The organism is Brevibacillus sp. HB1.1 (assembly GCF_013332445.1).
GTDB classification, from domain to species: domain Bacteria; phylum Bacillota; class Bacilli; order Brevibacillales; family Brevibacillaceae; genus Brevibacillus; species Brevibacillus porteri.
The window spans coordinates 970,163-992,056 of record NZ_JABMIV010000002.1 but is presented as its reverse complement, the minus strand read 5'-3'; the positions used below and the strand labels follow the sequence as shown (position 1 = coordinate 992,056).

General features: G+C 46.9%; 29 protein-coding genes. 15 read left to right on the top strand and 14 right to left on the bottom strand.

What is annotated here, in order from left to right:
* Positions 1-43: 43 nt before the first annotated feature.
* The 3 genes from HPY27_RS09695 to HPY27_RS09685 all read right to left on the bottom strand — a co-directional run bounded on the left by HPY27_RS09695 (position 44) and on the right by HPY27_RS09685 (position 2,665).
* Positions 44-1,063, bottom strand: coding sequence for a cation diffusion facilitator family transporter (locus HPY27_RS09695; protein ID WP_174224856.1), 1,020 nt, complete (start codon positions 1,061-1,063; stop codon positions 44-46).
* A gap of 29 nt (positions 1,064-1,092) precedes the next feature.
* Positions 1,093-2,133 (bottom strand): flavin-containing monooxygenase, encoded by a 1,041-nt coding sequence (locus HPY27_RS09690; protein ID WP_174224855.1) that lies wholly within the window; start codon positions 2,131-2,133, stop codon positions 1,093-1,095.
* Positions 2,134-2,275: 142 nt separating this feature from the next.
* Positions 2,276-2,665 carry an ArsR/SmtB family transcription factor gene (locus HPY27_RS09685; RefSeq protein WP_047069462.1) on the bottom strand — a complete coding sequence of 130 codons (390 nt, stop codon included), beginning with the start codon at positions 2,663-2,665 and terminating at the stop codon, positions 2,276-2,278.
* 177 nt (positions 2,666-2,842) lie between these two features.
* Here HPY27_RS09685 and HPY27_RS09680 point away from each other — a divergent pair, with 177 nt between their 5' ends.
* From HPY27_RS09680 to HPY27_RS09670, 3 genes are read left to right on the top strand one after another with little or no spacing between them, the layout of a single operon-like run.
* Complete coding sequence (locus tag HPY27_RS09680) at positions 2,843-3,847, top strand: permease (protein WP_017247799.1); 1,005 nt, start codon at positions 2,843-2,845, stop codon at positions 3,845-3,847.
* Positions 3,848-3,857: 10 nt separating this feature from the next.
* On the top strand, positions 3,858-4,850 hold the full coding sequence (locus tag HPY27_RS09675; protein WP_174224854.1) for a TIGR03943 family putative permease subunit: 993 nt from the start codon (positions 3,858-3,860) through the stop codon (positions 4,848-4,850).
* Positions 4,851-4,867: 17 nt separating this feature from the next.
* Positions 4,868-5,320, top strand: coding sequence for a GNAT family N-acetyltransferase (locus tag HPY27_RS09670; RefSeq protein ID WP_106836670.1), 453 nt, complete (start codon positions 4,868-4,870; stop codon positions 5,318-5,320).
* A 117-nt stretch (positions 5,321-5,437) separates the two neighbouring features.
* On the opposite strand, the gene HPY27_RS09665 is transcribed toward HPY27_RS09670, so the two are convergent.
* The 3 genes from HPY27_RS09665 to HPY27_RS09655 all read right to left on the bottom strand — a co-directional run bounded on the left by HPY27_RS09665 (position 5,438) and on the right by HPY27_RS09655 (position 7,374).
* Positions 5,438-5,842: an SET domain-containing protein gene (locus HPY27_RS09665; protein WP_017247802.1), complete on the bottom strand. Its 405-nt coding sequence runs from the start codon at positions 5,840-5,842 to the stop codon at positions 5,438-5,440.
* Between the two features lie 81 nt (positions 5,843-5,923).
* Positions 5,924-6,571 carry a response regulator gene (locus tag HPY27_RS09660; protein WP_007724217.1) on the bottom strand — a complete coding sequence of 216 codons (648 nt, stop codon included), beginning with the start codon at positions 6,569-6,571 and terminating at the stop codon, positions 5,924-5,926.
* Complete coding sequence (locus HPY27_RS09655) at positions 6,568-7,374, bottom strand: sensor histidine kinase (protein WP_173624274.1); 807 nt, start codon at positions 7,372-7,374, stop codon at positions 6,568-6,570. Before HPY27_RS09655 ends, HPY27_RS09660 begins: the two co-directional genes overlap by 4 nt.
* A gap of 107 nt (positions 7,375-7,481) precedes the next feature.
* On the opposite strand from HPY27_RS09655, the gene thiD reads away from it, so the two are divergent.
* Entirely contained in the window at positions 7,482-8,276 is a 795-nt protein-coding gene (gene thiD / locus HPY27_RS09650; RefSeq protein ID WP_174224853.1) for a bifunctional hydroxymethylpyrimidine kinase/phosphomethylpyrimidine kinase, read from the top strand.
* A gap of 65 nt (positions 8,277-8,341) precedes the next feature.
* On the opposite strand, the gene HPY27_RS09645 is transcribed toward thiD, so the two are convergent.
* Together HPY27_RS09645 and HPY27_RS09640 are read right to left on the bottom strand one after the other, a co-directional pair.
* Positions 8,342-9,673, bottom strand: coding sequence for a DUF4179 domain-containing protein (locus tag HPY27_RS09645; protein ID WP_174224894.1), 1,332 nt, complete (start codon positions 9,671-9,673; stop codon positions 8,342-8,344).
* A 5-nt stretch (positions 9,674-9,678) separates the two neighbouring features.
* Positions 9,679-10,203, bottom strand: coding sequence for a sigma-70 family RNA polymerase sigma factor (locus HPY27_RS09640; protein ID WP_026043006.1), 525 nt, complete (start codon positions 10,201-10,203; stop codon positions 9,679-9,681).
* Positions 10,204-10,329: 126 nt separating this feature from the next.
* Between HPY27_RS09640 and HPY27_RS09635 the strand changes: the two genes are divergently transcribed.
* The 4 genes from HPY27_RS09635 (at position 10,330) to HPY27_RS09620 (ending at position 13,237) form a co-directional block, all read left to right on the top strand.
* Positions 10,330-10,557, top strand: a complete 228-nt coding sequence (locus tag HPY27_RS09635; protein ID WP_017247807.1) for a hypothetical protein — start codon at positions 10,330-10,332, stop codon at positions 10,555-10,557.
* Positions 10,558-10,630: 73 nt separating this feature from the next.
* A complete protein-coding gene (gene splB, locus HPY27_RS09630) occupies positions 10,631-11,704 on the top strand; it encodes a spore photoproduct lyase (RefSeq protein WP_017247808.1) in 1,074 nt (357 codons plus the stop codon).
* Positions 11,705-11,859: 155 nt separating this feature from the next.
* The gene (locus HPY27_RS09625) at positions 11,860-12,492 is read left to right on the top strand and encodes a deoxynucleoside kinase (protein WP_174224852.1); all 633 of its coding nucleotides are present in this window, start codon (positions 11,860-11,862) and stop codon (positions 12,490-12,492) included.
* Between the two features lie 52 nt (positions 12,493-12,544).
* Complete coding sequence (locus HPY27_RS09620) at positions 12,545-13,237, top strand: deoxynucleoside kinase (RefSeq protein ID WP_017247810.1); 693 nt, start codon at positions 12,545-12,547, stop codon at positions 13,235-13,237.
* 69 nt (positions 13,238-13,306) lie between these two features.
* Here HPY27_RS09620 and HPY27_RS09615 read toward each other — a convergent pair whose 3' ends face one another.
* Together HPY27_RS09615 and HPY27_RS09610 are read right to left on the bottom strand one after the other, a co-directional pair.
* Positions 13,307-13,897, bottom strand: coding sequence for a TetR/AcrR family transcriptional regulator (locus tag HPY27_RS09615; RefSeq protein WP_017247811.1), 591 nt, complete (start codon positions 13,895-13,897; stop codon positions 13,307-13,309).
* Positions 13,898-13,930: 33 nt separating this feature from the next.
* Positions 13,931-14,356 carry a VOC family protein gene (locus HPY27_RS09610; protein WP_174224851.1) on the bottom strand — a complete coding sequence of 142 codons (426 nt, stop codon included), beginning with the start codon at positions 14,354-14,356 and terminating at the stop codon, positions 13,931-13,933.
* A 176-nt stretch (positions 14,357-14,532) separates the two neighbouring features.
* Here HPY27_RS09610 and HPY27_RS09605 point away from each other — a divergent pair, with 176 nt between their 5' ends.
* From HPY27_RS09605 to HPY27_RS09575, 7 genes are all read left to right on the top strand, one after another.
* Positions 14,533-15,270, top strand: coding sequence for a class I SAM-dependent methyltransferase (locus HPY27_RS09605; protein WP_069852376.1), 738 nt, complete (start codon positions 14,533-14,535; stop codon positions 15,268-15,270).
* A gap of 76 nt (positions 15,271-15,346) precedes the next feature.
* On the top strand, positions 15,347-15,631 hold the full coding sequence (locus tag HPY27_RS09600; protein ID WP_017247814.1) for a 4a-hydroxytetrahydrobiopterin dehydratase: 285 nt from the start codon (positions 15,347-15,349) through the stop codon (positions 15,629-15,631).
* A gap of 111 nt (positions 15,632-15,742) precedes the next feature.
* Positions 15,743-16,063, top strand: coding sequence for a hypothetical protein (locus HPY27_RS09595; protein ID WP_017247815.1), 321 nt, complete (start codon positions 15,743-15,745; stop codon positions 16,061-16,063).
* On the top strand, positions 16,060-16,824 hold the full coding sequence (locus HPY27_RS09590; protein WP_017247816.1) for a DUF3109 family protein: 765 nt from the start codon (positions 16,060-16,062) through the stop codon (positions 16,822-16,824). The genes HPY27_RS09595 and HPY27_RS09590 overlap by 4 nt, the downstream gene beginning before the upstream one ends.
* 56 nt (positions 16,825-16,880) lie before the next feature.
* A complete protein-coding gene (locus tag HPY27_RS09585) occupies positions 16,881-17,390 on the top strand; it encodes an acyl-CoA thioesterase (RefSeq protein ID WP_017247817.1) in 510 nt (169 codons plus the stop codon).
* A gap of 76 nt (positions 17,391-17,466) precedes the next feature.
* Entirely contained in the window at positions 17,467-18,387 is a 921-nt protein-coding gene (locus HPY27_RS09580; protein ID WP_174224850.1) for an aldo/keto reductase, read from the top strand.
* Positions 18,388-18,401: 14 nt separating this feature from the next.
* A complete protein-coding gene (locus HPY27_RS09575) occupies positions 18,402-18,698 on the top strand; it encodes an RNA polymerase alpha subunit C-terminal domain-containing protein (protein WP_174224849.1) in 297 nt (98 codons plus the stop codon).
* Positions 18,699-18,759: 61 nt separating this feature from the next.
* Here HPY27_RS09575 and HPY27_RS09570 read toward each other — a convergent pair whose 3' ends face one another.
* The 4 genes from HPY27_RS09570 to HPY27_RS09555 all read right to left on the bottom strand — a co-directional run bounded on the left by HPY27_RS09570 (position 18,760) and on the right by HPY27_RS09555 (position 21,754).
* Positions 18,760-19,200: a thiol-disulfide oxidoreductase DCC family protein gene (locus HPY27_RS09570; RefSeq protein ID WP_017247820.1), complete on the bottom strand. Its 441-nt coding sequence runs from the start codon at positions 19,198-19,200 to the stop codon at positions 18,760-18,762.
* A 78-nt stretch (positions 19,201-19,278) separates the two neighbouring features.
* Positions 19,279-20,793 (bottom strand): histidine ammonia-lyase, encoded by a 1,515-nt coding sequence (hutH, locus tag HPY27_RS09565; RefSeq protein ID WP_173624278.1) that lies wholly within the window; start codon positions 20,791-20,793, stop codon positions 19,279-19,281.
* A 334-nt stretch (positions 20,794-21,127) separates the two neighbouring features.
* The gene (locus HPY27_RS09560; protein WP_017247822.1) at positions 21,128-21,313 is read right to left on the bottom strand and encodes a hypothetical protein; all 186 of its coding nucleotides are present in this window, start codon (positions 21,311-21,313) and stop codon (positions 21,128-21,130) included.
* Between the two features lie 6 nt (positions 21,314-21,319).
* The gene (locus HPY27_RS09555) at positions 21,320-21,754 is read right to left on the bottom strand and encodes a hypothetical protein (protein WP_254612849.1); all 435 of its coding nucleotides are present in this window, start codon (positions 21,752-21,754) and stop codon (positions 21,320-21,322) included.
* Positions 21,755-21,894: the final 140 nt, after the last annotated feature.

The window sequence follows — 21,894 nt, the reverse complement described above, 5'->3', positions numbered from 1 at the left end:
AAGAAAAACCATCTCTCGAAAATGTCGGGAGATGGTTTTTTTGTTAGGAATGGCTATGTTGTTTATGATCATGCGCATGGTCGTGATCATGGTCATGGTTATGATCGTGATCGTGGTTATGATCGTGGGAATCGGCTGTTGCCTGGCAATGTAAGTCACCGTGTGTAGTAGACGAGTTCTCAATCTGGATGGTAGCGTGTGTAATGCCGAATTCTTTTTCCATAAGGGCAAGCGCGTCATTTAACACAGGGTAGCTAGGCAAATCGTCCTCGACAACCAGATGGCAGGTCAGGGAATCAAATCCGGAAGTAACCGTCCAAATATGGAGGTCATGCACTTTGATAACTCCAGGCAGCTGACTGAGTCGCTCTTCTACTTTTGTCGTATCCAGCCGTGAAGGAGCGCCTTCCAGCAAAATATTGACGGATTCTTTCGTTACGCGCCATGCGCTCAGCATGATCAGGACTGCAACGACGATACTGATGATCGGGTCGGCAATGTACCAGTCAAAAGCCCACATCAGGATACCACCAGCGATTGCACCTACAGAACCGAGAAGATCGCCGAGAACATGGAGATAGGCACTGCGTACATTGACGTTGTTCTTGGTGTCGCCACGCATGAGTACAAGGGCTGCCGCAATATTTGCCAAAAGACCTACGCTGGCGATGATGATCATGGAGCCGCTGGCAACCTCAGGCGGATTCCACATGCGTTGGAACCCTTCCCAGAAAATGAACAAGGAAATCAGTACAAGTGTCACACCATTGGTCAGTGCTGCCAGGATTTCAAAGCGTTTCATCCCGAAGGTTCTCTTGGCAGAAGGTGGCCGTGCAGCGAAATGAACCGCGATCAAGCTCAACAGAAGCGCTAATGCATCGCTTAACATATGCCCAGCATCAGAGAGTAACGCCAAACTATTGGTGAGGAAGCCCCCGATGGTTTCTACAACCAAAAATACAGCAATGATGAGGAAAGAAATGAGAAGAGCTCGTTTACTGGCTCCTTTTCCGTGGTGATGGTGATCGTGACCATCTCCATGATCGTGATGATGAAAGCCCATGATTGTGTCCTCCTTATCAAACGAATGATTTATAGATGCTCTGCTAAATAAAGCGCGTCATTCCCGACACCGCCCATAAGCGCTGATCCTCTTGTATGCTGCCAGGGTAGCCCGAGAAAGGATAGACCAGGAACTTTTGTTATCCCTCGTTGATGAATTGGTCGGCCATCGGAATCGAGCACGTTTGGAACGTTTAGCCAATCGTAGTTCGGTCGAAAACCGGTAGCCCACAAAATGTTGTTGAACGTTGCTTTTGTTCCATCTGCAAAAGTAGCGGTATTTCCGTTCATCTGTACAGCTCGTGAAACCAATCGCAATGCTCCGATTCTGGACAATTCTTGGACCTGCTTTTTGTAACCGAATATCGGATCAGGTGATTGACTCAATTTTTGTCCAAGCCAGGTGGAGCGGGGGACATCAAGTAACCCGAATGCCCTCATGTAATCAAATATAGGTTTTCCAAAAATGAAGAGCGGCAAGTAAGAACGTGATTCTCCTTGAGAAAAAACAACGGGTCGATGAGTGGCAAGCTCTACTGCAATTTGTGCCCCAGAGTTGCCACTGCCCACGACGAGGACAGGACCGTCAATGAGCTGGCTTTCATTTTTGTACTGCGCGGTGTGCCATTGACGAATGCTCGGGTCCAAGCTGTTTGCAATAGCCGGGATATAGGGTGTATGAAAGGGACCCGTAGCAATAACTACCTGGTTCGCGAAGAGCAAGCTGTCTCGTGTCCGAACCTGAAATCTAGATCCGGCACGGCTAAGTTCCAAAACAGTTGTTCCTAGCGTGATTGGCAATTCGAAATGTTTTGCGTACATTTCCAGATAGTCTGCTGCATCGTCTTTGTTTGGGAGTGTATGCGGCTTTCCTGGGAAAGCGAGACCAGGTAGATGATTATGTTTGCGTGGCGTAAAAAGCACGAGTGAATCGTACCGCTGCCGCCAACTATCACCGATCCTTTTGTTTTGCTCCAAGATGACAAAACGGCGATTTTTACGTTTAAGTGCATATCCGAGAGCAAGTCCTGCCTGCCCTCCTCCAATTACGATGACGTCATAGTCGTTCATGATTTGGGCCTTCTTTCGGTAAGGATTAACTAAATCATACCATATTCATTATTATATTCAAGCAATTATTTGAATGTTATTTTGAACATCAGCAAAAAAAGGCCGCCACTCATAGTGACGGACCTGCGTGTAGCCAGTGAATTTACGGTTTTGACTGCTTCAATTCGGCAGCATGCTCAATTCCACACATGATTAAATGACGGACATGATCATCATCGAGCGAGTAATAGACGAGCTTGCCGTTTTTGCGGTACCGGGCCAGACCCATATTTTTTAACAAGCGCAGATGGTGAGAGGTATTAGGGATCGAACTATTGATGGTTGCTGCGACATCACAAACGCATAGCTCTCCTTCTAGAGCCAGCGCGTAAATGATTTTTGCTCGCGTATCGTCTGCGAGAGCCTTAAAGAGAGGGGCGACACCTTCCGTCTCCATCATTCTGGGGCGAAGCCTGTTTACTTTTTCTTCATCGATCGTCTGTACTTCACAAACCTCTAAATCAGTGGGAATGCGCTGAATGTCTTCGCTCATTTCATTCACCCCGACCCGTTCCATTTTTCACCATTATAAGACGGATACAGAGGGAAGGGAAGGCTGTACAACCTGTCCATTTTGCAAAAAAAAGTAAAAGGACAAGAAGGAAATATAGATGTCTATATATAAATAGGAATGATACCTATTTGCGAATGGAGAGGAGAGAACTCCCACTTGATTCTGAAGATTCGCCAGTTCCTCGTTGAAATAATCGGGGCGCTCCTGCTTGGACTAAGTGTCGTTTGGTTAACGATGGGCAGAGACAGCAGCTTGTTTTCCGGTTGGAGCATAGAGTGGTCCCCATTGTGGCTTGATGTGAAAACCTTTTTCCTTAGTATTTGGCTGGAAGCAATCCCGTTTGTCCTCTTGGGTGTATTCTTTTCTGCCTTTATCCAAACGTTTGTAACGGAAGAGCAGGTGAGGCGCTGGACACCGAAGCATCCGCTCGTGGCCCTGCCGTTTGCCGGGTTACTCGGGTTTTTATTCCCTGTATGTGAATGTGCCATTATCCCTGTGGTTCGTCGCTTGATCCAAAAAGGGATGCCGCTGTCAGTCGGGATTGTTTTCTTATTGGCGGGACCGATTGTGAATCCCGTAGTTTTGTCATCGACCTATGTCGCTTTCGCCCGTCAGCCGGAAATGGCTCTCTACCGGGGCGTTGCGGGATTCGTCGTTGCTCTCATTGTGGGCATGCTTGTCTTCCTGTTTGTCAAAAAAAATCCGATACGGCTCGGCATGGAATCACAAATCAATCATGAAGCCGACCATGTAAAAACGACGGGTGGCAAGCTGTCCTCGACATTTGCCCACGCGGTAGACGAATTTTTTGACATGGGAAAATATTTGTTGTTTGGTGCGTTTATCAGTGCGCTTTTACAGGTGTACATCAGCCGGGATACACTCATGGACATCGGTCAAACGCCGCTCACCTCCAATTTAGTCATGATGGGGATGGCGTATTTGTTTTCGCTTTGTTCAGAGGCAGATGCGTTTATTGCTGCTTCCTTTGCCAATACGTTTTCAAGCAGCTCGTTGCTCGCATTTCTGGTTTTCGGGCCCATGCTCGATTTAAAAACGACGCTGATGCTATTTGGAACGTTTCGATTTGGTTTTGTTGTCAAGCTGGTCGTGGCTATTACGCTTTTAGTCATTTGCATCACCATGCTCATGCCGATGTAAGGAGGAAAATATGGATCAGAACAAATTGAAGCGTCATCATATCATGCGCAGTCTGATATTAGCGGGCATTACAGCGTTGTTGGCCTATTTGATCCTGTCGGAAACGCTCAGTCACTATCTCGCACCGCGATTACACATGTTTAGCTATGTCACGCTCGTCATCATGGGCCTTTTGACAATTGTCAGCATTCGGCAAATTTTTGTAGGTAGTAGTGTGTACGATTGCGATTGTGAGGAGCAGCATAAAGTTCCGCGTACACCTATGGGCTCCCTTTTGGTTTACAGCTTGTTTGTACTCCCAATCGTGATGGGATTTGTCATGCCGGATAAAATTCTTGGCAGTGATGTAGCGGAGAAGCGGGGAATCACACTTCTCAGCAACGATGTACGAAAGCTGGCGGATGTTACGGCAAACGCGAATGCGAATGCGACAGAGAATGTGGAGCAAACAGCAGAGGTAAAAAAGGATGCCGATCCAATCGTAGAACCACAGCCAGAGGATACCAATCAAGGAGCAACACCCCCGGTGCAAGCGACAAGCGACGAACAATTGCGGCAGCGATTCTCAAACGGGGGGTTTGGTGACTTTTACGCGGATATCGCCGTCTTTTTACATAAACAGCCAGTGATTGAACTGAATGACAAAGTGTTCCTGGATGGACTCACCACGATGGAGCTGTATGCAAAAGAATTTGCTGGAAAAGAGCTTGAGACGATGGGCTTTGTATATCGGCAGCCTGATTTTACGAAGCAACAGTTTGTCGTGGCGCGTTTTTCCGTCACCTGCTGTACAGCAGATTCCAGTGTGTATGGTGTTTTGGTGGAAAAGGAGGACGCGAACAAATGGGCAAAGGACAGCTGGGTAAAAGTTCGCGGCAAGCTCGAGCTGCGTCAAGTAGACGGATACGACATGCTCGTTCTCAAAGCCTCTCAGGTTGAAGCCGTCTCTGCACCGAAAGATCCTTATGTGTATTATAGCTTTGAATCAGTACCAGGCAGTTAAAAGTGGGGGAAACCGAAATGATCGTGCGACTAGATTTACAGGATGAACAAACGGTACAAAAACTTTGGAACATGCAGCAAAGAGCCTATCGTATAGAGGCAGAGCTAATTGGTACGGAAGATATTCCACCCCTGAAAGAATCGGTAGAACAACTGAGGATATGTGGAGAAACGTTTTATGGCTACATAGAGGAAGGCGAGATGGCAGGGGCAGTTTCTTTTTTGATCGAGGGAGAAACGTTGGATATTCATCGGATGATTGTAGATCCTGTTCATTTTCGCAAGGGAATCGCGAGTCAATTGCTTGCCTCTGTCCACGAGCATGGTTGCAGCAAGCTAGTCGTCGCGACTGGTTCCATGAATGAACCGGCCGTTCGGTTGTATGAAAGACATGGATTTACCTTGACCGTTCAGAAAGAAGTGAAGCCCGGTCTGCGGCTGTCTTTTTTCGAGAAGACACTTCGTCCATGAAAAGGCGAAAGCCTGCCCCGATAACATGGGAGAGATAGAGTTACACAAAACAACCCGGAGAACGGTCACTTTTTCAAGTGTCTGTTTCCGGGTTTTCATTCTTTTTAAAGCATACGCTTATTTGGTTTCATCTGTTTCTTTCTGTTGGTCTTCATAAAACCAGAGAGGATCATCGCAATCCTCATCACCATTGTAGTTGATTAAGATTTCTTCACCCGCTTGAATGTCTGTATACGCATAAAAATCAAACGTGTGGTTATCGAAGTTAATCTCATACGTGGCATTTGGCGTGTAGGAGTGGTTAAATAGCATGCCATAGCCTAACAAGAAAGCTGTATGATTGGCACCGTACTCAAATGCATAATCCGCGAGCAAGGTTTTCTCGATATGCTCATGCTCTTCGTTCAAATAGGGCAGCACGGGCGCTTCATGAATCAGGTCGCCTTTTCGGATATCTTGCGTTGCAAATACACCTCTATTTAATTCTCCATTGCTTAGTTTGGAGGTCTTGATTTCGATCATGCGGATCACCTGCATTTCTTAGGTCTGTGGAAAACGTATCTTTCTAAGGATGACAGTTGATCGAGCAGAAAGCAATGTTTTTTATTTGATGACCAAATGATGGCGAACCGCATAAGCAGCGAGCTGGACGCGATTAGCCAATTGCAGCTTCTCGAGAATGTTTTTTAGGTGGTTTTTCACCGTGTTTTCTGCGATGATCAGCGCCTCGCTTATTTCCCGATTCGTTTTTCCTGCTCCCACATACATGACAATCTCTCGCTCTCGCGGGGTCAGAACATCTGGTACCATTTCATCCGTCGCCTCTTCTTGACGGAAGCGGTACATGAGCCGGGTTGCCATTTCGCGAGTCAATTCACTGTCCTCGCCGAGCAAGGCATGCAAGTAGTTAATCCAGTCGTCAGGCTCTAAATTTTTCAGCAAGTAACCTTGGGCGCCGAACTGAATGGCCGTGATCAGGTCAGCAACGTCATCGGAGACGCTGAGAATGACGACTTTGATGTGCGGGTATGCTTTCTTGACCTCGCGGGTCGCTTCGAGTCCGCTCCATTTCGGCATGTTGATGTCCATGAGCACAAGGTCAGGTTGGATTTGTCCGCATAGGAGAAAAGCTTCCTCGCCATTTTGCGCTTCTCCGATGACTTCAAAAGAGGGATCGGGATCAAGCAGGCTACGAATGGCCATACGAGCCATCGGGTGGTCGTCGGCGATCAATACACGGTATGCGTTCATTGTATTTTTCCTCCTGAATGAGAAGATAAGCGGATGATTGTACCGCCTGCCGGTCGTAACTGAATGTCGATGGATGCGTTCAACTGGCGCGCTCGCTCGCGCATCATGGACAAACCGTATTTTTTCGTATCGGGAGAAGGGTTGGAGATCCCAATGCCATCGTCCTCAACGGCGAGAACCCAGCCAGTTGTTTCATTCGTCGTGAGGTGAATCCACGAATGCTTGGACTGAGAGTGCTTGCGAATATTGGCAAAAGCTTCCTGAATGATCCCGAACAGTTGTACTTCTGCGGCGGGAGTAAAAAATCCGTCGTTGACATGTAATTCGCTGACAACGTCAATTCCAGATAAAGCGCTCCATTGCGCCAGCCATTTCTCAAGGCGTTGATCCAGACTGCCTTCTTCTGGCAATGAGCGCAAGTTAAAAATAGCTTGGCGTACATGATTGTCGATGGCAGAAACAGCGACCCGGGCATCGTCCAATTGTCCCTGCTTGAGCTTTACGTTGAGGAAGAACAGAGACTGCGCAATCCCGTCGTGCAATTCGCGGGCAAGGCGTTCCCGTTCTTCATAAACAGCGCGACGAGCTTGTTCCTCGACAATTCGTGCATTCATTTGTTTGAGGGTGTGAAACATCCAAGTGGCGAATAAAAAAGAGAGAAAGAGCGTTAAGAGGGTAATGTATACATTTCCCGCTTCCATAGACATGTAGGGGAGTAAAAAGTCATGACGGATGAACTCGAAGCCCCCGATGATAATGGTTGGAATGAGAAAGGTTAACCAATAAAAGATACGATATGACATGGAAGGTCCCCTTTTCATACAGTTGGCAAACATTCCTTTAGTATACCGAATGGGACGAGCGGATGGTATACTCAGGTGAGAAAAGGTGGAAAGCAGGAGGGAATATCATGAGCACGATTGCGAAAGCATTGACCATAGCGGGTTCAGATAGCGGTGGGGGAGCTGGGATTCAGGCAGACCTGAAAACCTTCCATCAACTAGGTGTGTACGGAATGAGTGCGATCACAGCAATCACCGCACAAAATACATTGGGTGTAGCAGGTGTTTATCCGTTGCCGACAGAGGCGGTTGCACAGCAAATGCATGAGGTGCTGCGTGATCTAGGCGCTGACGCGGCGAAAACGGGCATGCTGTTTAACGCTGATATTATTCGTGCTGTTGCGGAAGAGGTCAAAGCATTTGGCCTGAAAAAGCTGGTGGTAGACCCGGTAATGATTGCCAAGGGAGGGTCAAAGCTACTGCTGGATGAGGCAATCGTTGCATTGAAAAAAGAGTTGTTGCCTCTCGCGGAAGTCGTCACACCTAACTTGCCGGAAGCAGAATGCTTGACTGGCATGAGAATTGAGACGACGGAAGAGATGCGCGAAGGGGCGAAAGCGATACATGCGTTAGGTGCCCGCAATGTCCTAATGAAGGGTGGACATATGCAAGGGGACGTAGTCGTGGACATTTTGTTTGACGGTACAGCATTCCATGAACTGTCCCATGAGCGCATCCATACACGTCATACGCACGGCACAGGTTGTACATTCTCAGCGGCCCTTACAGCAGAGTTAGCAAAAAATACACCGCTCATCACTGCGGTTGAAAAAGCAAATCGCTTTATTTTCGAAGCAATTAAGACAGCTCCGCAATTGGGTGGCGGGCATGGGCCGACCAATCACTGGGCGGTTGTAGATTAATTCGGTGACCCAAAAATGAATGCCCCACAGGATGCCATACAAGCGGATCACTGATGGGGCATTTTTTATTTGATTTCTACAGAGAAGGTACCTTGAAGTCGTTCAGGATAGCTGGACAAAGGAAAAGAATAGTGAGTAGGCGTGCCTTTGTTTGTTTTTCGTTTGAGTAGCACGGAATAGTTTTGGATGGATGCATCCTCTGTGGAATAGGTGCTTCCTTGCACATAATCATATTCATTTCCGCGGTTGTCCGTCATGTTATACCCAAGAGAGAGATGAGAGTGATTATCTTGGGGCGGCACCTTTAAAGAGAAGTCCATGCCCACCACATCATCGACTTGACGCAGCGCCGTTAGTTTTAGGCGATCATCCGGTACTTCTGTGAGTGTACCTGTCTTCGCATCAATCACGATTTGCAATTGATCTTTGTCCAAAGCTCGAATGCCATCTGTTTTCAGATAGAGCTTTTCTGGTTCCACAAAATAGATGCTCTCTAGATGGTATATCCTTCCGTTTTCTCCGTTATCACGAACAGGAACGCCATTCCCCCAAAAAGCAAACGTTTGCCCTTTTTCATCCTCAAGTCTTAATTTATCAAAATCAAAGACATGCTTTTTATTGGCCGGGTCAAATCGGATACTCACTTCTGTTTGTGTAGGAAAGACTGCAATTTGTTCAATCGTAAACCGCTGTCCGTCAACCGTGACTTCCTTCATCACCGGATACACTTTTTTCTCAAAAGTCTTGTACTTGCTTTTGTCGACCACAAAGTCAATCGATAGGGGAGTAGCTTGTTTGATATGATCGATTTCCAGCGTGACTTTTGCTGTCATTACATCAGGTATTTCGGTAGCTTCGTTGATGACAATATCAATACGGTTTCGGATCACAGGGTCTTCGCTGCCCATGCCGGACCAGGAAACACCGTGCTCCCACTCCTTTCCAGAGTGATCGAACAACTCGATTTTGTGAAGGGCTACTTCTTTATCAGGGAGATCATTCTTCAGTGTATAGAAGAGGAGCATCCGTTTTTCATCTGCTAATACCTGATCAATCGTAAAAGTGACACCCTCAAGTGAACCACTGGCGCCAATATTTTGGACAAGATTGTGTTCTGCTGCCTTTTGCAAGCCTTTATCATCCCGAAGAAACTCAACGATCTTCTCCATCCCTGGAATCGAGCTGACATAAGCGGCAACAGCAGGTGAAAGGCGAACGGAAAAAATAAACACGAAAATGAACAGACAAGCAACCAGACTAGAACCAATGCGAATCCACCGATTGCGGCTCCGATTTTGACGCAGCTCTTTTGCCTGTTCCATCCCATTCCGAATGTATTGATCAATCTCAGCGGGAATCATGAATGGACCCGCATTCTTTTTTTCATTCTCAAGCATAATGCTCACCAGCCTTTCCCGAGATCTTTGCGGAGTGCCCCCAAAGCTTTGTGTAGCCATGTTTTGATCGTGCCTTCCGGATGACCGAGTACCTCTGCAATATCGCGTATCGTCCGATCTTCAAAATATTTCAAAATAATGATGTGACGATAATTTGGATTGAGACGACCGAGAGCCTCTTCGATTTGAATACGCTCGACATTTTGATCATCCATAGGAATACTTGCACGACTTTCGACGTCCTCTTCCATGGGATCCAAGATGATCCGTTTTCGGCGCTTTTGCTCATCCAGACAAATATGAATAAGGATGCGAGTCAGCCATGTACGAAAATACGCAGGCTGTTTCAATCGTGCCAGCTTGAGATAGGAACGGCACGTCGCTTCCTGAATGGCCTCTAATGCATCTGTCTCGTTACGAAGAAAGGCGTAGGCGATTTTATACAGTTGTTCTTTATGAAGGCTGACGAGTTGAAAAAAGGCATCATCATCCCCATCTTTTGCGCATGAAACGAGCTGTTCCAGATTCACTTTTTCCCCTCCTCTAGCATTAGACGGCGCAGGTGCCAAAACGGTTTTCATTAATTGCCAGCCAAGCTGTTTTTTTGAACCAATCGCCTGTCCACTGCTTACTGTAAAAGAAAGAAGTGTGTAAGGATGGGGTGCAGGTGCATGTGGATCAAATGGGTTACGATTCATGAATCGTATGGCCTCCCGCGGATTGCTCAGGAATGTCGGCGTTATTTAGAAATGAAAGGAATTCGAGTCAGGCTTTTGTCCAGACAGACCAAAAAAGCAGGACATGTCTATACACTGCAAGTACCGCTCGCTCAACAGGAGCAAGCAAAGGCGCTGTTACGCGATTTTAAGAACACCCTAAAATAACGGGGCACAGCCATACTTCCCCTTACGTCCAGTCGAATGGCACGGGCATACTAGATGAAGGGGGATGATAGCTATGGGAACGACCCTTTTAGAAAGACCTGAAAAGACGGAGCAGAAAGGCAGCAAGCTGTTTGTTCCGGATTATATTTTCGTCGAGCCAAATGCACTGAACTATCCTCTTGGTCAAGAGCTGTATCGCCGTTTTCAAAAGGAAGGAATCCCGATGCAGATGACGACCAGCCATAATCAGGTCCGTGGCATCCCTGGGGATACAGAAGTAGAGAAATATCGGAATGCGAAGCGGACCTTGGTCATTGGGGTACGCAAAACATTGAAGTTCGAGACCTCCAAGCCTTCCGCAGAATATGCCATTCCTCTGGCTACGGGATGTGCTGCCCACTGTCACTATTGCTATTTGAACACAAATATCGGGACAAAGCCGTATGTTCGGGTGTACGTCAATACAGATGAGATTCTAGCGAAGGCCGAGAAGTACATCCAAGAACGCCCGGGTGAAATCACTCGTTTTGAGGCAGCCTGTACATCCGATCCGGTTAGTATTGAGCATCTTACGGGCAATCTGAAACGAGCGATTGAGTTTATGGGCCAGCAGGAGTTTGGGCGGCTGCGCTTCGTGACCAAGTTTCATCACGTGGATTCCTTGCTGGATGCTAAGCACAACAAGCATACCCGATTTCGCTTCAGCATGAATGCTGACTATGTCATCAAAAATTTCGAACCAGGCACCTCCAGCTTTGATCAGCGACTAGAGGCAGCAGGGAAGGTAGCCAAGGCCGGTTATCCACTCGGTTTTATTTTAGCGCCTTTGTATTGGTTTGACGGATGGGAAGCGGGGTATACCGATTTGCTGGAAAGACTGCGTTCGCAGTTGGTTCCCGAAGCGATGGAGGATTTGACGTTCGAGCTAATCCAGCACCGTTTTACCAAGATCGCTAAAAGCTTGATCCTCCAGCGCTATCCAAAAACGAAGTTGGAGATGAAGGAAGAGGAGCGCAAGTACAAATGGGGGAAATACGGGAAAGGGAAGTATGTCTATCCCGATATTCAAGCAAAGGCGTTGCAGGCCCATTTGGAAAGTGAAATTGCCCGACTGTTTCCGCAAGCTCGCGTTGAATATTTTACGTAAAAACCAGACTGCTCTTGATGAAGAGCAGTTTTTCTTTTAGCAAAAAAGAGTACCAAATGATACCAAACGACACGGTGTGAATGTTTTCGACAAACGCTTACATACATGCTACAATACGGAGTGCTCTCATTTTCTTGAAAGGAATCGAAGCATACATGAAGTCCATATTGATTACCGTTGAGGGACCTATTGGTATTGGGAAAACCTCTTTATCGCGGGAACTAAGCCGTGCATGCAACTTGCAGCTACTGGAAGAAATCGTCTACGAAAACCCGTTCCTGGGTAAATTTTATGAAAATATTGCCGAATGGAGCTTTCAACTCGAGATGTTTTTCCTCTGCAATCGTTACAAGCAGTTGCAGGATATTCATTCACAGTTCCTGAATCAAGGAATTTCCGTTGTTTCTGATTACAATATTTTCAAAAATACGATTTTTGCCAAACGAACGTTACAAGCAGATAACCTGCCAAAGTACCTCAAAATTTATGATATCCTAACAGAGGATTTGCCTCAGGCCCATTTGGTGATCTACATGACAGCTTCGATTGAGACCGTGATGAAGCGGATTGCGATGCGCGATCGCGAAATGGAGCGTAGCATGGATGTCACCTATATGGAGAATCTGATTGCTGATTACAACGAGTTTATGGAAGCGTTTGAAAAGCATCATCCGGATACGCCTGTCATCAAATTCGATTGTGACGATTTGGATTTCGTACATAGACCAGAAGATTTGAAGGTTGTACTGGATCGAATTGCACCACGAATTCAAGAGTTGATGGGATAAGAAGGATAGGGAACAAAAGGAAAAGTAAGCATGGGGATAAGGAGTTGCGTACATGTCGAGGTTTCAAAACAGCACGCTTCGTGAAAAATACGGGATACCGAGCAACGCAGTGATTACGATCGGGGGGACAGTAGGGGTAGGAAAATCCACCTTTACGCATGCCTTGGCAGATCAGCTCGGATTTCGTGTGTCCGTAGAAAAGGTTGATAATAACCCGTATTTGGGCCGTTACTATAACGATTTATCGCGTTGGGGCTTCCATTTGCAAATTTTCTTTTTGGCAGAACGCTTTAAGGAACAAAAACGGATGTTTGATTATGGCGGCGGCTTTGTCCAAGATCGCTCCATTTATGAGGATACCGGGATTTTTGCCCGTATGCTGTACGAGCAAGGCAACATGACAGAAGAAGATTACCGCACTTATACAGAACTTTTTGAAGCGATGGTCATGACGCCTTACTTCCCGCATCCGGATATTTTGATCTATTTAGAGGGAAGCTTCGATGATATTATTGACCGCGTAAAAGAGCGCGGGCGTCCGATGGAGCAACAAACGCCAGTAGATTACTGGCAGGATTTGTTTGGTCGCTATGATAGCTGGATTGCCTCCTTTACTTCCTGTCCGATTTTGCGGGTCAATATCAACGAATACGATGTTGTGGATGACCCATCCTCGGTAGAAAGCATTATTGCTCGGGCTGCTGAAAAAATTCGAATTGGACGAGCTACCCGCTTTTCATCATAAAAACCCTTTACAATAACAGAGCACCCCTGCATTTTGCCGGTAAGAGGCGGAAGCAGGGGTGCTTTGTTTTTATTTGGTGCGATATCCTTCCAAGAGTAGGGTTATCGCTGCTGAAATTTCCTCAAGGGACTTTTCGTGATCAGGCGTCTCCGAAATCCAGAGCACCGCTTCGTTCATCGCACCAGACAGCAAATGCGTCAGAGCATCGATAGAAACGGGTCGTAGGTATCCTTGCTCCTGCATCGTTTGAAGCTGCTCCCTGAGATGCCGCATGGAGTTTTCCTCGTCCATTCGGCGCCACGTTTCCCACCCGATGACAGAAGGGCCATCGATAAGCAAAATCCGCTTGTTGCGATGTTCGACGGCTGAGGAAACAAAGGCCAGGCAACCCAAGATCAATTGTTGCCAAAGATCCTCACTTTTCGCAGCTTCAGCTTCTACGCGCTCTCCGATTTCTTGTTGGACAGAAGCCAGTACTGCCTCAAATAATCCTTCTTTGCTCCCAAAGTTGTGGTACAGTGCGCCACGGGTCACCCCGGCTTGTTTCACGATGTCTTCCATGGCGGCATCCGCGTAGCCTTGCCTGGAGAACATCTCTCTTGCCACTTCGATCAGTTTTTGCATCGTCTGCTGTTTTTGCTCTGCTTTGGACATCTTCATGCTATGCGATCTCCTTACTTATTTCATGCCAGATTATACAGGGTCAACATAACTTTCAGCAAATGCTTCAGAGGGCGGGATTACTTTTATGATATCAAGTAAAATGCCGTTCGGATCGGATGTAATAAAATGCCGCTGACCGAACTCCTCGTCTTTCATGTCGAGATGGAGAGGAAGACCTGCTTTCACTATAAGTCTTTCGTATTCAGCATCAACATCATCGACTTCGAAATTAAGGATAAGACCACCATCTACTGGCTTTCGGAAATCCTGTGGAATCGTGTTGTGTGAAGGATCTAAGATGGCTAGCTCAAATGCCGGAGTGCTGCTCTGATTTTGCAAGCTCACATACCAGTCTGCTTCGAAAACCATTTCAAATCCAAAGTGCTCGCGATAAAACTTCGAGCTAGCCGCAACTTGTTCTGTCAAAATGACAGGATAAAAGCTGTTCACTTTCATTATGGATCTCTCCCTTACAAGTGGATGACGTCAATTTAACATACATACAGTATGTATGTAAAGTAATTTCTATATTTTTCAACAAAGCTCTCGTACACTTTGCCACACGCAAATCGGCTACGGATAAACCCCGCTGTGGTATAATAAGAACATCTTGGAATTAAAGGGGCTCAGACATGGCAGAAGAATGGTTTGAACGCAGCTTTCGCGAAGATTATGTGCTTGTGTATCGTCATAGGGACGATTCGGCAGCAGATGGAGAGATCGCTAATCTGTTGGAAAGATTGCCGGTAAAGGACACAGGACGCGTACTTGATCTTTGCTGCGGGAGCGGGCGTCATTCGCGTGCGCTGGCTCGCCGGGGGTATGAAGTAGTTGGTGTGGATTTGTCGCCTGTTCTTTTACAGTTAGCCGAGGAACAAAACACCTATCCACAGCTAAGTTTTGCCCGCTGTGACATGCGCGACATTCCGTTTCGCGAAGAATTTGATATCGTGGTGAATTTGTTTACCAGCTTTGGTTATTTCTCCACAGATGAAGAAAATGCTAACGTTATTCGTAACATGGCACAAGCACTCAAAACAAAAGGTGAAGTGGTCATCGATTTCTTAAATGCAGCGTACGTCATCGATAATCTCGTGCCGCACTCTACGAAGGAAGTCAGTGGGATGTTGATTAAAGAAGAACGCTGGATCCAGGATGGGTTTGTGAAAAAGCGGATACTGATTTCCGACGAGTCGTCGAATGAACCTCGTGAGTATATGGAGCAGGTTCGCTTGTTTTCTGCCCAGCAAATGATTGCGATGCTGACAGAGGCTGGATTCGAAAAAATTCAAGTATTTGGAAATTATCAATTTGAAGAATATGTGGCGAATGAATCACCTCGTATGATTTTTTATGCCGTAAAGCAATAGGGTGCGGATAACCTGTACGTCTCGTGAATATGATGGTGTAACAACCATTCATCGGGTAAAAGGGGGCATTGCTAAAATGAGCAAGCTGTCTTTAGAACAGGTCAAATTGTATCTGAGCAAAGTACCTGGTTGGAAGCTGGTAGAAGACCGAATGGCACTATCACGCACATACCACTGTCGTGACTTTTCCACTGCGATCAGTTTCGTCAACCGTGTGGCAGAAATGCTTGAGCATGACAATCAGCACGTGGAAATTCATTTGGCAGGTGGAACGGTCACGTTTATGTTAGCCACCCGCGAGGCAAAAGGTTTAACCGGTAAAGATTTTGCGTTAGCCCAGACCATTAGCAAAGTAAGCTAACAGGCAGAAGAGAAATAGCCGCTTCCCACAGCGAAGCGGTATTTCTTTTTGGCTTTTTAAGAGCTACTTTGTTATGATGGGCAGTATGAACCATTTCGGAGGGATTACAAGATGGACATTCAGCAACACGAGCAATTGATTCAACTGTTGGCGGAGTATAAAAATCAAAAGGCTTCCGTAGCTTTTACCCAATGGGATACTGATAGTGAAGAAGAGGAAGAGGTAACACAATTCCAAGCCGAGCTCCTCGAAGTCAAGCTGACTGACAACGAATTTGAGGAAAAAGATCTCCTGCTCGTGTTTACGACAGCAGAGGGAGAAGAAATGGAAATCCTGATGGAAATTCCAGGTGATGAAGTGGATTTGGCTAGCTATGAGGAAGGCCATTTGCGTATTTTTGGAACAGAATCGGAGATTGTTTTGCAAAAATGAAAACGAAGCGAGCTTTTCGTTATGTAGGTACGCCCGATCCCATGTCTGATAAAGAGGCGTACCACTGCGAAAAATATATAAAGAAAAACAAGCATTCCTTGGTGAGAGCGGGACAATATTTGGTTGATGTTACAGCCCTCCAGGCCTTGTTTCACTTGGACTGTTGGAATTGCAGGACGGTTCATCGCGAGACCTGCTGTGAGGGTGGACAGCCTTACGCCGTAGAAGAGTGGCAGATTCCAATCATGGAGGGGGAGATCCCCTCTATCTCTGCTGGACTCCAAGATAGGTCTGAACGCAATCATTGGCTTCTTCATGGGGTTTGGGATCGTAATGAGCCGCCAGGAACTATTCGCATGCGACATGGCAATTGTTTGTTTTATCAAGAAAACAATGGGCGCTACGGCTGTGCGATTCATGCTTATGCCGAGCAGGCTGGTCGTGAAGTTGAGCCGCTCAAGCCATTTAGCTGTCAACTGTATCCAATCGATTTGATTGATACAGGGGAAGGGATCCTGCTAACGGCCGTTACCAACGAAACGTCCTCCTTTTCCAGATGGGGTACGGATTATTTGGAGCAGTTTTACTGTGCCAGTCCGGCCCGCCGAAAGCTTGCCACGCACATAGATGACAAGTTGTTTGCTTTAGACGGCTATCGCCCAGCCTATGAGTGGAATCTCCCTTTGTTACGTTACATTTTGCAAGAAGATGCAGAAAGAATAGAAGGCATGCTTGCGAGCAGCTATCAATTGGAACGTTGAATGCCTTGTGATATGATGATGTATGCATCAAGTAGATTGATAAAGGAGCAACAGCGATGAACGTCAAGACAACTCAAGAATCTCGTACAATTCAGGCATCACTGGTTCAGCCATCTGATACGAATTACCATGGAACTATTTTTGGTGGTACGATGATGGCTTATATAGATGAGGTAGCTGCAATCGCTGCGATGCGACATTCGCGTCGCCCTGTTGTGACAGCATCAATTGACTCGATTGACTTTCTTGCTCCCGTCAAAATGGGGCATTCTATCTGCCTGGAAGCGTTTGTTTCGTCAACAGGTAGAACATCTATGGAGATTTTCGTAAAAGTCATCTCGGAAAATCTCCAGACCGGCAAGCGCATTTTGACCGCGACATCATTTCTCACCTTTGTTGCCCTAGATGAGGAAGGGAATCCGACTGATGTGCCAGCCATTGCCCCTGAAACAGAGGAAGAAGAGAGATTGATGGCAACTGCGGATGAGCGCAAGAAAATGCGCAAAGAACGAAAAGGGAATCTGCAAGATTTTGTGAGTCAATTGAACATCGAGAAAATCATATAATTTTTTTTAGTCTTCACCCTGAACGAACATTCGTTCAGGGGATTCTCGTTTATCCATAATGAGGAGGAATCGGGCAATGAAGTACCGCAGATTAGGAAAAACGGATCTGAACGTATCCGTAATTGGTGTAGGTACGTGGCAATTTGGCGGGGAGTGGGGAATGGATTTCTCGCAAGAAGCTGTTGACCAGATTCTCGACAAAGCAAAAGATCTCGGCATCAACTTGATTGATACAGCGGAATGCTACGGAGATCATCTGTCCGAACAGCTTATCGGAGGATATTTGAAAAAAAGCCGCCGGGAAGACTGGATTGTGGCGACGAAATTCGGGCATCATTTTCATGACAAATTTTCTCGAACCAATCATTACGGAGCAAGTGAAGTTCAGCAGCAATTAGAAAAATCGCTGCAAGCCTTGCAGACCGACTATATTGACTTGTACCAATTCCACTCGGGACCTGACGAGGCATTTGATAATGATGGCTTGTGGACTTACCTCGACAAACAGGTGCAGGCAGGAACGATCCGTCATCTTGGCCTCTCGATTGCGAAAAACGACAACATGCATCAAACATCTGCCGCTACTTCGGTGAATGCAAAAGCAATCCAAGTGGTGTACAATCGTTTGGATCAAAAGCCGGAAGAAGCTGTTTTTGCTTCTTGCCAGCAGCAAGATTTGGGTGTGCTGGCGCGCGTTCCGTTGGCGAGTGGTTATTTGAGCGGAAAGTATAAGCCGGGTTCTGTATTCGGTGGAAACGATGTACGACACCGACACGATCAGGAGCATGTCAACAAGCTGTTGCTCCAAGTAGAAGAAATCAAGAAAAATGAAGTTCCAGAAGGTATGGATATGGCGCAATGGGCATTGGCGTGGTGCCTCAAGCATCCGGCAGTCACCACTGTGATCCCAGGCAGCAAGAGTCCATCGCAGGTAGAGGCAAATGCCAAAGCGGCTGACTATGTGAGCGATGAGCATCCACTAGCGACGTCGAAATAAAAAGGATATGTGCCATGACAACTTCCAAAAAAACGGTAAGAACTTGCGCGAATGGTCATTCATACATGAAAAGCAGTGATTGTCCGACTTGTCCAATCTGTGAGCAAGAACGCAAACCGGACACAGGATTTCTTTCTCTGCTCTCGGCACCAGCTAGAAGGGTACTGGAACACAATGGAATCACTACGCTGGGACAGCTTGCTAGTTACAGCGAAAAAGAGATCCTGAAATTTCATGGGATGGGGCCAGCATCTATGCCGAAACTTCGGACAGCATTGAACGAAAAGGGATTGTCATTCAAGAACGAATGATTGGGCACAGCGAATAAAAAAAGGAGGAGCCGCGGTAGGACAGCGACTTCTCCTTTTCCTTTTAATCTAAAAAGCGGGATCTGATCTGTGGGGTAGGAAGCATGCATTGTTCTGCTTTGCCCATCCACCGATAGCGATTTCTCGCGACCCAATCATAAATTGGATTGCGGACAGGTCTCGGGATGAGCCGAGCTACGTTTGACAGCAGAGGCCATCCACCTTGAAGCTTGCGGCCAACATGCAAGATCGCATCCGATTTTGTATATAGCTGTCCGTTGGCGATAAAGACCACGGATGACATGTCTTTTTCCTGATAGTTGTAATGAGACAAAATTTCCTGCGCTCTCTGTGACTGCAAGGAAGCAAAGTGAATGTGTCCATGCGGATCACGCTTCAAAATAAACTGCACAGCACCGTGGCACAGATGACAAACCCCATCAAACAGCAACAGGTACTCAGGATGGTCCAGTTCTCTGCCTGCTTTCATGAGACAGCCCTCCATACATCTAGTGGTTTGACTACATGCTTATCCTTAGCTCCATTCTAGCAGAGAAAGACAATGGTTCCTATACACGAACGATTATTCCGTTACAAATGCGAGTGTGCCTTGTTGGATCAGCTCTTCTGCCTTTACGAGATCAGGATGCATTTCTCGGTCTTCATGCAGGCGGGGAATCACCCGACGCAATTGCTCATAGGCTCGCGCTGTACCTGTCCCGAGATCTCCCGAGCCAAAATCGATAGCTTGAGCTGCTGCCAAATATTCAATGGCAAGCACCTTGGTGACATTCGATACGATTGTACGAAGCTTGCGAGCAGAAGTCGTTCCCATGCTGACATGGTCCTCCTGATTGGCAGATGACGGAATCGAATCGACTGATGCGGGATGGCAGAGCACTTTGTTTTCAGAAACGATGGAAGCGGCTACATATTGTGTAATCATAAATCCAGAATGGAGTCCGCCATTTTCGGTTAAGAATCCGGGAAGACCACTTAGCTGTGGATTGACAAGACGTTCTGTGCGTCTTTCGGAAATATTTGCAAGCTCAGCCATGGCAATGGCAAGAAAATCAGCTGCGAATGCCATTGGCTGACCATGGAAATTTCCGCCGGAGATAACGTCGCCTGTTTCTGTAAAAAGGATAGGGTTATCGGTGACGCTATTGCATTCGCGTGTAACCGTGGTCCATACATACTCCAGCGTATCACGAGTTGCACCATGTACTTGAGGGAGGCAACGAAGGCTATATGGATCTTGGACACGTAGCTCACCCTGCGCAGTTGTACGTTTGCTGCCGGATAAGTGCTGGAGCAAGCGCTTTGCTGATTCCTGCTGTCCTGGATGCGGGCGGACGAGATGGAGCTGGGGATCAAAGGCTTTTGGAATTCCGCGCAGCGCTTCAATCGTCATGGCAGCAATCAATTCAGCGCTTTCAAGCAGAACTCGCGAATCATACAAGGCGAGGCAAAGCTGTGCAGTCATTGCCTGTGTACCGTTAATCAGAGCCAGACCTTCTTTTGCCTCCAGTCGAATTGGGGAGAGACCTACTTCACTCAGTGCTTCTTTTCCGGATAGTCGCTTGCCATTGACGAGCGCTTCACCTTTGCCGAGCATAACCAGTACCATATGAGCGAGAGGGGCTAAGTCGCCGCTTGCACCAAGGGAACCTTGTTGAGGAATAATCGGATGAACCCCTCGATTGCATAGTTCTACAAGCTGAAGCAATGTCTCTTCCCGAATTCCCGAATAACCCTTTGCTAACGCATTGATGCGTAAAGCCATCATCGCACGGACAACTTCAACGGCATAAGGGTCCCCCATCCCGCAAGCATGACTCATAATCAAATTTTCTTGCAGCTTGCTTACGTCCTCATCGTGGATCATGACATCGGAGAATTTTCCGAAGCCAGTGGTGATTCCGTATACGACTTCCTGCTGCGATACCATTCTCTCCACCATGGCACGTGAGTCACGAACACGATTCAATGCTTCTTCGGTCAATTGGATGTGGGTGGCGCTTCTTGCGATGGAAACAACATCTTCGATACGTAATTGATCCCCATCTACTTTTACAACATTTGCTTGCTGATTCATCTGTAATTTCCTCCTTTAGCAGAGCAGAGAACGAAAAGAGCGAGGGGTTAGGATATCATATCCTAACCCCTCGCTCGAGAGCATGTATGTGATTGGATGAAAACGTGCAAGCCTGCATTCGTGGCGGCATACGTTCTTCCTCACTTTCGTTCATGTGCAACTGTCTGATTATTTTAGCTATTGCTATCATTGTATCAAATGCCTACGTGCAGTCAAGATGATCTTGTCACGGCGACTTCCCTAGAGTGTAAAAAACGGGCTTAGTCCTTTTTTTCAAACTGGGCGAGAGTCGTCTCTCGAGTTGGATAAATGTCATACCATGTACTGTGTTATTTCATCCGAAAGGACGTGTAGTTTCCGTGGAAAAGCGACGTAAGATGCCGCCTATGCCTACCGCACTCCCAAGGCGTCCTAAAGAAATGCCGAAACCGCCTTCTTCAGCGATGCCATTGCCGTCTCCATCGATGCCGTCACCTATGAAGCCTTCTCCTGAAAAGCCCAAGTCGGAAAGTCCAATCAATCCGAATCATTCTATTCCTGCGCGCCCAATGCCGCAAAAACCGATCATGCCTGCTCCCAATCTGGCTAACCCGAACGTGCCGAACGTAATGCCGCCAAATCGGATGCCAGCGAATCCAATGCCACCAAATCTCAAGCCGCCAAATCCGATGCCACCAAACCTCAAACCGTCGAATCCAATGCCAATGCCACCGAACCGGATGCCGGCAAACCCTATGCCTAACGCTTCACCGAATGTCAGGCCAAATGAGAGCCCAAACATGAGGCCAAATGTAAGACCCAATGTGAGACCAAACGTGCGACCGAATGAGAGTCCAAACATGAGACCGAATGTCAGACCGAACGTCCGGCCAAACGAAAGTCCAAACATGAGGCCAAATGTCGGACCGAACGTAAGGCCGAATGTCAGACCAAATGTGCGGCCGAATGAAAGTCCAAACATGATGCCAAATCTAAGACCGAATATCAGACCAAATATTAGACCGAATGAAAGTCCAAACATGATGCCAAATCTAAGACCAAATATTAGACCGAATATTAGACCGAATGTCAGGCCGAATGCGCGACCGAATGAGAACATAG

Excerpts from the sequence above, each read along its gene's own strand:
- HPY27_RS09595 (WP_017247815.1), top strand. The coding sequence starts at position 15,743 with ATGGACATTCAGCAACACGAGCAATTGATTCAACTGTTGGCGGAGTAT.
- HPY27_RS09570 (WP_017247820.1), bottom strand. The coding sequence starts at position 19,200 with ATGGAGGGCTGTCTCATGAAAGCAGGCAGAGAACTGGACCATCCTGAG.
- HPY27_RS09655 (WP_173624274.1), bottom strand. The coding sequence starts at position 7,374 with ATGTCATATCGTATCTTTTATTGGTTAACCTTTCTCATTCCAACCATT.
- HPY27_RS09555 (WP_254612849.1), bottom strand. The coding sequence starts at position 21,754 with ATGTTTGGACTTTCATTCGGCCGCACATTTGGTCTGACATTCGGCCTT.
- HPY27_RS09660 (WP_007724217.1), bottom strand. The coding sequence starts at position 6,571 with ATGAACGCATACCGTGTATTGATCGCCGACGACCACCCGATGGCTCGT.
- HPY27_RS09625 (WP_174224852.1), top strand. The coding sequence starts at position 11,860 with ATGAAGTCCATATTGATTACCGTTGAGGGACCTATTGGTATTGGGAAA.
- HPY27_RS09615 (WP_017247811.1), bottom strand. The coding sequence starts at position 13,897 with ATGAAGATGTCCAAAGCAGAGCAAAAACAGCAGACGATGCAAAAACTG.
- HPY27_RS09690 (WP_174224855.1), bottom strand. The coding sequence starts at position 2,133 with ATGAACGACTATGACGTCATCGTAATTGGAGGAGGGCAGGCAGGACTT.
- splB (WP_017247808.1), top strand. The coding sequence starts at position 10,631 with ATGGGAACGACCCTTTTAGAAAGACCTGAAAAGACGGAGCAGAAAGGC.
- HPY27_RS09610 (WP_174224851.1), bottom strand. The coding sequence starts at position 14,356 with ATGAAAGTGAACAGCTTTTATCCTGTCATTTTGACAGAACAAGTTGCG.
- HPY27_RS09580 (WP_174224850.1), top strand. The coding sequence starts at position 17,467 with ATGAAGTACCGCAGATTAGGAAAAACGGATCTGAACGTATCCGTAATT.
- HPY27_RS09605 (WP_069852376.1), top strand. The coding sequence starts at position 14,533 with ATGGCAGAAGAATGGTTTGAACGCAGCTTTCGCGAAGATTATGTGCTT.
- HPY27_RS09675 (WP_174224854.1), top strand. The coding sequence starts at position 3,858 with ATGGATCAGAACAAATTGAAGCGTCATCATATCATGCGCAGTCTGATA.
- thiD (WP_174224853.1), top strand. The coding sequence starts at position 7,482 with ATGAGCACGATTGCGAAAGCATTGACCATAGCGGGTTCAGATAGCGGT.
- hutH (WP_173624278.1), bottom strand. The coding sequence starts at position 20,793 with ATGAATCAGCAAGCAAATGTTGTAAAAGTAGATGGGGATCAATTACGT.
- HPY27_RS09590 (WP_017247816.1), top strand. The coding sequence starts at position 16,060 with ATGAAAACGAAGCGAGCTTTTCGTTATGTAGGTACGCCCGATCCCATG.
- HPY27_RS09635 (WP_017247807.1), top strand. The coding sequence starts at position 10,330 with ATGGGGTGCAGGTGCATGTGGATCAAATGGGTTACGATTCATGAATCG.
- HPY27_RS09685 (WP_047069462.1), bottom strand. The coding sequence starts at position 2,665 with ATGAGCGAAGACATTCAGCGCATTCCCACTGATTTAGAGGTTTGTGAA.
- HPY27_RS09575 (WP_174224849.1), top strand. The coding sequence starts at position 18,402 with ATGACAACTTCCAAAAAAACGGTAAGAACTTGCGCGAATGGTCATTCA.
- HPY27_RS09620 (WP_017247810.1), top strand. The coding sequence starts at position 12,545 with ATGTCGAGGTTTCAAAACAGCACGCTTCGTGAAAAATACGGGATACCG.
- HPY27_RS09670 (WP_106836670.1), top strand. The coding sequence starts at position 4,868 with ATGATCGTGCGACTAGATTTACAGGATGAACAAACGGTACAAAAACTT.
- HPY27_RS09695 (WP_174224856.1), bottom strand. The coding sequence starts at position 1,063 with ATGGGCTTTCATCATCACGATCATGGAGATGGTCACGATCACCATCAC.
- HPY27_RS09645 (WP_174224894.1), bottom strand. The coding sequence starts at position 9,673 with ATGCTTGAGAATGAAAAAAAGAATGCGGGTCCATTCATGATTCCCGCT.
- HPY27_RS09585 (WP_017247817.1), top strand. The coding sequence starts at position 16,881 with ATGAACGTCAAGACAACTCAAGAATCTCGTACAATTCAGGCATCACTG.
- HPY27_RS09600 (WP_017247814.1), top strand. The coding sequence starts at position 15,347 with ATGAGCAAGCTGTCTTTAGAACAGGTCAAATTGTATCTGAGCAAAGTA.
- HPY27_RS09665 (WP_017247802.1), bottom strand. The coding sequence starts at position 5,842 with ATGATCGAAATCAAGACCTCCAAACTAAGCAATGGAGAATTAAATAGA.